Below are 7,603 nucleotides of genomic sequence, written 5' to 3' on the forward strand. Positions count from 1 at the left end.
ATGACAGTTAACACTGTATTGATATCAGTATTTACTTTAGGGGAAAAGCAATGCGTATTCAGCTATTGGACAACATCACCGGAAAATGGGCGATGCAATGGATTATCATTTGGTTTATTTGCGGCGTTATTGCTTTGTCCGCAGGTTTTTGGCTCACGACAGACCATACTACGCTTGATTGGTTTTATTTAGCGGTCTCGTTTATTGGCTTAGTTTGCGTAGTGTCACTGTCATTCCGCAAAAACGTCATGGGCAATGGCTTTGGTATGGGGGCAACCGCTGGCGAAGTGATTGTACAAGCAACGTCTGGCGCAGTGGGTCTGATGCTCGCGCCATTGTTTAATTTTTTTACCCATGTCTACGGTATCTTTTATTGGTCAAAGCACACCGATCCTGATGGCGATATGATACCCAAATCAGCAAGCAAGGCTGTTTGGTTGATTACCGCTGCATTTATTGCCATTGGTCTTGCCCTTTTTCCAACAGTCAACGACTTGCTCACAAGCTATGGCTACGCAGTGGTAGCAGATGATAATAGTCTGTTTTTAGGGTTTATTTCTTTCTTTTGGATCAATGTCATTGCGTTTGTACTGTCTATTACGGCTCAGGCGGCAATGATTCTGCGTTATTCATTTAACTGGTGGTTATGGATTATCGTTAACTTTGTTTGGCTCATCGTGAACCTCATGTCTGGTAACTATATTTTTGCTATCCAGACCATGGTGTATCAAGTAAATGCCTTTATCGGTCTTTATGAATGGCATCGTAGCGAGCAAGGATAACGTGTCTCTTGTAGAAAAGAGCCCTTGGTATTTTGAATAAAATCTTGCTGATATATCATCAATAGTACGAGTGAATTTGACTGAGCCGTCTATCAGATGACATGGTGGACTGGTTCAATTAGTGCTACAACTGATACTAAGCATGCTATGAATACTTAGAGCATTATCGAATATCTGTTGCTGATGTTCATTACTAACAAGGAGGTTAATATGTCTCGTCGTCAACCAAAAATGTCCAAACGTACGCTAGAGCAGTGGCTCAGTGAGTACGCTGTCAGTCACCAGAACTTAGTGAATAAAAAAATACATTGGCTATGTGTGCCGACTATTTTTGTCAGTCTGCTGGGTATGGGCATGTCGTTATCTGTGTGGTTTACCTTGGTGCTTAGCGCCTTGGTGTTGTTGTTCTATATACGCTTATCAACGCCACTGTTTTTAGCGATGGGCATGTTTATTCTTATCTGTCTATCAGTGATGGCCGTCATGCCATGGGGATTTAAAGCATGGGCAGCTGTCTTTATCGTCGCTTGGATTGGACAGTTTATCGGTCATAAAATCGAAGGCAAAAAGCCCTCATTTCTCAAAGATTTACAGTTCTTATTAATCGGGCCAGCATGGGTCGCCAATAGTTTGATGCAGCGTAAGTAGTTATTAGGATTTTTACGCACAAACGTCACAAAGTTGAAAAACCCTTAGAATACCTCGATCAAAACTTGTTCTTTTAAATACATAAAAAGCCACCTGATGATCCATCAGGTGGCTTTTTTACAGGTGCTTCTTATGCAGTATAGCGTTATGCACCAAAAACTTTCATACGCTCGTCAACTGGCTTAAATGCTTTGTCCCCTGCTGGCTGCTCAATTGTACCAAAAACCATCTGTGCGTTTAGGGTCCAATCCTGATCGATATTCCAAGTACTGGCCACTTTTTGATCAATGATGGGATTATAGTGCTGTAAATTTGCGCCAATATTGATACTGGCTAGTGCTGTCCAGATGACGTATTGATGCATGGCACTGGTCTGTGTTGCCCAGATTGGGAAGTTATCAGCATATAGTGGCGCGGCGGCTTGCATGCCTCTGACCACTGCTTGATCTTCAAAAAACAGCACCGTACCAGCTCCATTACGGAACCCACCAATCTTATCCTTGGTCGCTTGGAATTTTTCTTCATCACCGACGATTTCGCGCAATGCGTCTTCAGTCATATCCCATAGCTTACGATGGTCATCACCGAACAATACAACGATGCGCGTTGATTGCGAGTTGAATGATGATGGTGTATGCAAAATAGCATGCTCAACCAGTTTCACGACTTCATCGTTAGATACTGGTAGCTGGTCGCTTAGCGCATAGATAGAACGACGTTTTTCTGCAAGTTGCTGTAGTGTTGTTAGATCTGACATAGTGTTTCTCCACGTTGTTAATATAAATTATGGTTGGTATAAATATTTTAATTGCAGATAGGCATTGGCTATCTACTGCCCATACTCAGCTATAAAGACAGCGGTACTTCCATCACCAGTACTCTGGCAGCTGCTTCTACATTCATAGTAAAACTCTTAGTATCCCAGATACCGAGACCATCACGAGTAGATAAAGTATTGCTCTCTATCACGACTTCACCGCTGATAACCAAGATATAGACACCGTTACTAGGGTTATTGAGCTGATAGGTTTGCGTCACCCCTTTATCAAAATTACCCATGCTAAACCAAGCATCTTGATGGATCCAAACGCCAGCATCATCCGCATTAGGTGACAGCACTTGGCTAAACTCATTAGGCTGCATGAGCGCGTTCATATCTACTTGCTGATAGCGAGGAGTGACGTTAGTTTTGTTTGGCATGACCCAAATTTGTAAAAACTTCATGGCCGCTTCGTTGTCGCCATTCATCTCACTATGGGTAATGCCTGTACCCGCTGACATGACTTGAATCTCACCCGTCTCAATCACACCTTCATTGCCAATGCTATCACCATGAGCGAGCTTGCCTGCTAGGGGAATGCTGATAATCTCCATATCGCGGTGAGAGTGTTTACCAAACCCGTGACCACCAATGACAAAATCATCATTGATAACGCGTAAGGCTCCAAAGCCCATACGCTTAGGATTATGGTAATTAGCAAAGCTAAAGGTATGGCGGCTTTTGAGCCAGCCGTGATTGGCATCACCACGAGAATCTGATGCATGATAGATCGTTTTCATAATTTATCCTTAGGTATCAACAGATTAATCCTCTATATACTTATTATCTATTAACCCGTTTAAACAATAGCTCTATTATAATTGTTGACTATAACTAGATAAATAAGGATAAATGCAAATAACTATTCTTCTTATCAGAACAATAAGACCTCAATACCGTCGTTAACCTATTATTAAATCGTTAGAATATCCATAGAATGATGCGAGTATCTGCCTTGACTGGTGCTATAAAACTCGTAGCAATCACAATCATCAGCAATTAAAATTATCAGTTCTTGTTATGGGAACAATTAGAAGGTGTCGATAATGGGACAATTAGAAGACATGGCAATGTTTGTACGCGTTGTCGATGCAGGCAGTATCACCAAAGCTGCAGAGCAACTCAACATTGCAAAATCAGCCGTCAGCCGCCGTCTCAAAGAATTGGAGATGCGACTAGGCAGTCAATTAATCAGTCGTACCACGCGCCAATCAAAACTGACACAGGCCGGTGAGCATTACTATCAGCAAGTGACCCATATCTTGAGTGCCGTCGATGCGCTCAATGAGGACACCAGCGACGCGCCAACACGTGTTGAAGGCACTCTCAAGATGACAGCACCTCTATCATTTGGCATCATGCACCTGACCGATGTGATTGATGAATATGCCAAGCAGCATCCTAGCTTACGATTTGAGCTAGACTTTTCTGATCGGCGCATCGATTTGATTGAAGAAGGCTATGAATTGGCCATTCGGATTGGAGAGCTGCGCGATTCGAGCTATCAAGCCAAGCAGTTAGCGTTGATTCGTTGCGTGACTTGCGCCAGTCCTGACTATCTGAATAAAATGGGCACGCCTGAAACATTAGATGCGTTAGCAGGACATGATTTTTTGGAATACAGTCTGGGTCAGACTGGTAAAATAGAGCTAATAGATGCACATGGTCAGCATCATTGTCACGTGATGAATGCCAAAATCAAGGCTACTAATGGGGAATTTTTGATTGATCTGGCTGTCAAAGGTCACGGCATCATCGCTATCCCGACCTTTCTTGCCTACAACAGACTAGCGCGCGGTGAGCTGCTGCCTATCTTACAACAGTATCAACTGCCCACATTGAATGCTTATGCGGTATATCCAAAAAACCGTTTTTTATCTCAGCGCTGCCGTTACTTGATTGATTTTATTGCAGAGCGATTCGGTGACGAGCCCTATTGGGATCAGTTCTAATCAAACTTTATCAAAACTAACATACCGTTAATACGCAATGATGTCGATATAAGCCCATGGAGTACAGGCGATACATTAGTATGGCAGATGCCGTAGCAGTATGGGTGTGGGTGTGGGTGTGGGTGTGGGTGTGGGTGTGGGTGTGCTAGAGAGTAGACCCTATCAGTGGTCTATATCTATTGTTCTGTCTGATTTGGGATATATTTTGCATAAAAAAACCCTCACTTCTTATGGTAAGAAGTGAGGGTTTAGTGCTTTTGCAAGCCATATTTGGAGCGGGAAAAGAGATTCGAACTCTCGACCCCAACCTTGGCAAGGTTATGCTCTACCACTGAGCTATTCCCGCTGATTATCGAATTGTAGTGTTGTTAACAACAACTCCGTCTCGATAGGCTGGCTATTCTATCAAATATCCTGAGTGTGTCAACATCTTTTTTAATATTTATGACCAATATTTTTGGCCTAAGCCTGTTTCTATGACTGAAATAGATATAAGCAATTGATTTAAAAAATAATTAATTTTATAAAAATTATAAATTATTTTTTCGTCATAAGGACAATTTGCAGCGCTGTTCTCATTGCTATATGGCAGATGATATATAAATCACATTTAATGTCTCTTTATTTGGCACAGTAATATCATGCTGCCATTGCGTTTGACTGATTTATTTCATTTACATTCGACCATTCTATTGTTACTTTTTCACTCTTGGTTTTGGTCGGTTAACATTATTATACTTATGTCTGATTGCAGTTCAGGTAGAATTTTACCATCAGAGTAGATGAGTAAGCCCTAGTAAGAGGTCAATAAGGCCCCCTTTACCATCTACGACACTGCTTTACGCTTTGTTCGTTTGTAGGTTTTTCCACTTTATAGAGAGGATATTTTTTATGAAAAAATTATTGAGTACGACGGTAATGGCCGCTTCGTTGTCAGCCCTGACCTTGACTGGCTGTACCAGTACGACCAGTACTGGCGCGGTTGGTGTTGATCGTCAGCAGTTGCTATTGGTGTCTAGTGAGCAAGTATTGGCATTATCTGCCCAAAGCTATGCCAAAACACTACAAGACGCAAAATCAAAAGGTGTGCTAGATACCAATACCGCTCAGCTAAACCGTTTAAAAAATATTGCGAACCGCTTGGTTGGTCAAGTTGGCGTCTACCGCGCAGATGCAGCGAAGTGGCAATGGGAAGTACACACCATCAAGTCTAACGATCTAAATGCATTTGTGGTGCCGGGTGGTAAGATTATGTTTTATTCAGGCATCATCGATCGTCTGAACCTGACTGATGATGAGATTGCTGCCATCATGGGTCATGAAATCTCTCATGCATTACGTGAGCATTCACGCGAGCGTCTGTCACGCGAGTATGCAACCCAAACTGGTATCGGCCTGGCTGCCAGTATATTTGGCTTATCACAAGGACAGGCTGAGTTAGCAGGTACTGCTGGTAATTTAGGCTTGAGCCTACCCCACAGTCGTACTCAAGAAAGCGAAGCCGATCAGATCGGTCTTGAGCTTATGGCACGTGCAGGTTATAACCCACAGGCGGCTGTTACACTTTGGCAAAAAATGCAAAAAGCAAGCCAAGGTGAGCCACCACAATTCCTCAGCACTCACCCAACGAGTAGCAGCCGTATCGCAGAGTTACAGTCACTGATGCCAAAAGTGACCCCACTTTATCAAAAGGCACGCCGTTAGTCGGTAGCTGTCCATCGGCATCGCTAATACGTTGATGATTTAGACTCTATAAAAGCAAAGTACACACCATTTATTGTGCTTTGCTTTTTTTATGGTGAGTCAGTTGTCAGAGTCTCTTAGCATTCTGTCTCACTAACGGTGTCTGTTATAATCAATCGTTAATACTATCTGTTGATTACTCAGACAAGCAGATTACAGATGACTCAGACAAATTGAGCAAAACATACTGAAGGATTATTATGAGTACCACACCCACTGCCAATGCGCTTAACAGTGAATTACAAGCTTTAGACCCTCAGCATATTGAGCTGGTCAATGAGTCGATGAATCATGCTGGTTATTTTGACGGCAAAGAAAGCCATTTTAAGCTAACGATTGTTAGTAAAGCCTTTGAAGGTAAGCGCTTGGTCGCACGCCATCAGCTGGTATATGGATTAATCAACTCATTACTGACATCCCAAGGTGGCCAAGTACACGCTTTGGCTATCCATGCTTATACTCCGGTAGAATGGCAAGGCCAAAGTCCTGACAGTCCATTGTGTGCCGGTCAAAACACGTAGACCGCTACCCGCTCTACGTGTGTCTACATACTGCAACTCTATAGGAAGCGATATTCGATGAAACATCTCCATATGCTAATGGCCTTGCTAACGGTTGTGCTGTTTTTGTACCAGAGCTATTTGGTACTGAGCGCAAACAGACAAGCGCCACGCGCAATTAAGATAGCTACCCATATTATTTATGCCATACTTATTGTGTCGGGTGCGACCATGCTGATGCAACTAATGGGCGCTAATGCACCGATACAGTGGGTATTTGCCAAAATAATCTTACTCATCGCTGCGATCAGTTCTAGCATAAAAGCGTTTAAGCCAGATGCGACTCCTACACAGCGAAAGACTGGTATTCTTATTGCTGCTGTTGGCTATATTGGTATCGTGATTCTTGCCTTTGCCAAGCCGGATAACTTGTTTTAGAGTACCTTATCGTATTTATTTAACTGCTAAATAGCATCCGTTCTCGATCACTACTGATGGACTGACGGCTTTAATCAGTATATGAATAAAACAAAAGCACGGTCGGCTGGTAATATTTTTTCGATATCTTAATGATGCTATTTTTGCTATCTTAAATAGATAATATACAATCACTTAGCCCGTTGGAGCCATTATGAAAACGTTTACGACAGCGACCCTACTGGCAACAGTTGGCATGTTTGGTCTTGCAGGCTGCGCCTCTACTGGCACTATTACACCGCAGTATGTGCCGCCTAGCACTTATCAGAGCTATGATTGCCAAGCACTCAGTCAAGAGTACAATCGTGTCAATCGCTATGTGGAAGCTGCACGCAATGAGCAATCTACTTTGTCAGCGTCAGGCGTGGGTGTAGGTATTTCTGCAGGACGTTGGGGCATCTCTCCAAACATCAGCTTTGGGGTGGGTAAAAGCAACGATACCAAAGCACGCGATGCAAAACTGTCGAGGCTTTATGGTGAGAACGATGCAATCGTTCAATCGGCTCGTATTCAACGCTGTAGCTTTGTAAATGGCATTAAGATTTATGGTGAATAGTATTAAATAGAAAATATGCTATTGGTACTTAGTATCATAAAGCCATCGGGTGGTGTTCTAAAAAGTATGCTGGCATCAGACATAACCATAGTTAATATAAAAGAATAACAGATCGAATACTTTAA

General features: G+C 42.6%; 10 protein-coding genes and 1 tRNA gene. 8 read left to right on the top strand and 3 right to left on the bottom strand.

The features are described from left to right. The first annotated feature begins 50 nt into the window (after nt 1-50). The gene (gene pnuC / locus IP485_RS09070; protein WP_198326945.1) at nt 51-782 is read left to right on the top strand and encodes a nicotinamide riboside transporter PnuC; all 732 of its coding nucleotides are present in this window, start codon (nt 51-53) and stop codon (nt 780-782) included. Nucleotides 783-992: 210 nt separating this feature from the next. Further along, nucleotides 993-1,430: a DUF962 domain-containing protein gene (locus IP485_RS09075; protein WP_198326946.1), complete on the top strand. Its 438-nt coding sequence runs from the start codon at nt 993-995 to the stop codon at nt 1,428-1,430. A 145-nt stretch (nt 1,431-1,575) separates the two neighbouring features. Here the strand turns inward: IP485_RS09075 and IP485_RS09080 are convergent, their stop codons facing one another. Both IP485_RS09080 and IP485_RS09085 read right to left on the bottom strand, forming a co-directional pair. Beyond that, the gene (locus IP485_RS09080; protein ID WP_198326947.1) at nt 1,576-2,187 is read right to left on the bottom strand and encodes a nitroreductase family protein; all 612 of its coding nucleotides are present in this window, start codon (nt 2,185-2,187) and stop codon (nt 1,576-1,578) included. Nucleotides 2,188-2,276: 89 nt separating this feature from the next. Beyond that, a complete protein-coding gene (locus IP485_RS09085) occupies nt 2,277-2,990 on the bottom strand; it encodes a pirin family protein (protein ID WP_198326948.1) in 714 nt (237 codons plus the stop codon). 306 nt (nt 2,991-3,296) lie between these two features. On the opposite strand from IP485_RS09085, the gene IP485_RS09090 reads away from it, so the two are divergent. Further along, complete coding sequence (locus IP485_RS09090) at nt 3,297-4,202, top strand: LysR family transcriptional regulator (protein ID WP_198326949.1); 906 nt, start codon at nt 3,297-3,299, stop codon at nt 4,200-4,202. A gap of 100 nt (nt 4,203-4,302) precedes the next feature. Continuing rightward, nucleotides 4,303-4,446 (top strand): hypothetical protein, encoded by a 144-nt coding sequence (locus tag IP485_RS09095; RefSeq protein WP_198326950.1) that lies wholly within the window; start codon nt 4,303-4,305, stop codon nt 4,444-4,446. Nucleotides 4,447-4,473: 27 nt separating this feature from the next. On the opposite strand, the gene IP485_RS09100 is transcribed toward IP485_RS09095, so the two are convergent. After that, a tRNA-Gly gene (locus IP485_RS09100) sits at nt 4,474-4,548 on the bottom strand. A gap of 545 nt (nt 4,549-5,093) precedes the next feature. Here IP485_RS09100 and IP485_RS09105 point away from each other — a divergent pair. The 4 genes from IP485_RS09105 to IP485_RS09120 all read left to right on the top strand — a co-directional run bounded on the left by IP485_RS09105 (nt 5,094) and on the right by IP485_RS09120 (nt 7,478). After that, entirely contained in the window at nt 5,094-5,906 is an 813-nt protein-coding gene (locus tag IP485_RS09105; protein WP_197176390.1) for a M48 family metallopeptidase, read from the top strand. 239 nt (nt 5,907-6,145) lie between these two features. Next, nucleotides 6,146-6,466, top strand: coding sequence for a BolA family protein (locus IP485_RS09110; protein WP_198326951.1), 321 nt, complete (start codon nt 6,146-6,148; stop codon nt 6,464-6,466). A gap of 57 nt (nt 6,467-6,523) precedes the next feature. Next, nucleotides 6,524-6,883: a SirB2 family protein gene (locus IP485_RS09115; protein WP_198326952.1), complete on the top strand. Its 360-nt coding sequence runs from the start codon at nt 6,524-6,526 to the stop codon at nt 6,881-6,883. 193 nt (nt 6,884-7,076) lie between these two features. Further along, complete coding sequence (locus tag IP485_RS09120) at nt 7,077-7,478, top strand: hypothetical protein (protein WP_198326953.1); 402 nt, start codon at nt 7,077-7,079, stop codon at nt 7,476-7,478. Nucleotides 7,479-7,603 lie beyond the last annotated feature (125 nt).

Source organism: Psychrobacter sp. NG27, assembly GCF_016106655.1.
In the GTDB taxonomy this organism is placed as follows: domain Bacteria; phylum Pseudomonadota; class Gammaproteobacteria; order Pseudomonadales; family Moraxellaceae; genus Psychrobacter.

Coding starts and splice junctions, on each gene's coding strand:
- IP485_RS09080 (WP_198326947.1), bottom strand. CDS start 2,187: ATGTCAGATCTAACAACACTACAGCAACTTGCAGAAAAACGTCGTTCT.
- IP485_RS09090 (WP_198326949.1), top strand. CDS start 3,297: ATGGGACAATTAGAAGACATGGCAATGTTTGTACGCGTTGTCGATGCA.
- IP485_RS09120 (WP_198326953.1), top strand. CDS start 7,077: ATGAAAACGTTTACGACAGCGACCCTACTGGCAACAGTTGGCATGTTT.
- pnuC (WP_198326945.1), top strand. CDS start 51: ATGCGTATTCAGCTATTGGACAACATCACCGGAAAATGGGCGATGCAA.
- IP485_RS09075 (WP_198326946.1), top strand. CDS start 993: ATGTCTCGTCGTCAACCAAAAATGTCCAAACGTACGCTAGAGCAGTGG.
- IP485_RS09110 (WP_198326951.1), top strand. CDS start 6,146: ATGAGTACCACACCCACTGCCAATGCGCTTAACAGTGAATTACAAGCT.
- IP485_RS09115 (WP_198326952.1), top strand. CDS start 6,524: ATGAAACATCTCCATATGCTAATGGCCTTGCTAACGGTTGTGCTGTTT.
- IP485_RS09095 (WP_198326950.1), top strand. CDS start 4,303: ATGGGTGTGGGTGTGGGTGTGGGTGTGGGTGTGGGTGTGGGTGTGCTA.
- IP485_RS09085 (WP_198326948.1), bottom strand. CDS start 2,990: ATGAAAACGATCTATCATGCATCAGATTCTCGTGGTGATGCCAATCAC.
- IP485_RS09105 (WP_197176390.1), top strand. CDS start 5,094: ATGAAAAAATTATTGAGTACGACGGTAATGGCCGCTTCGTTGTCAGCC.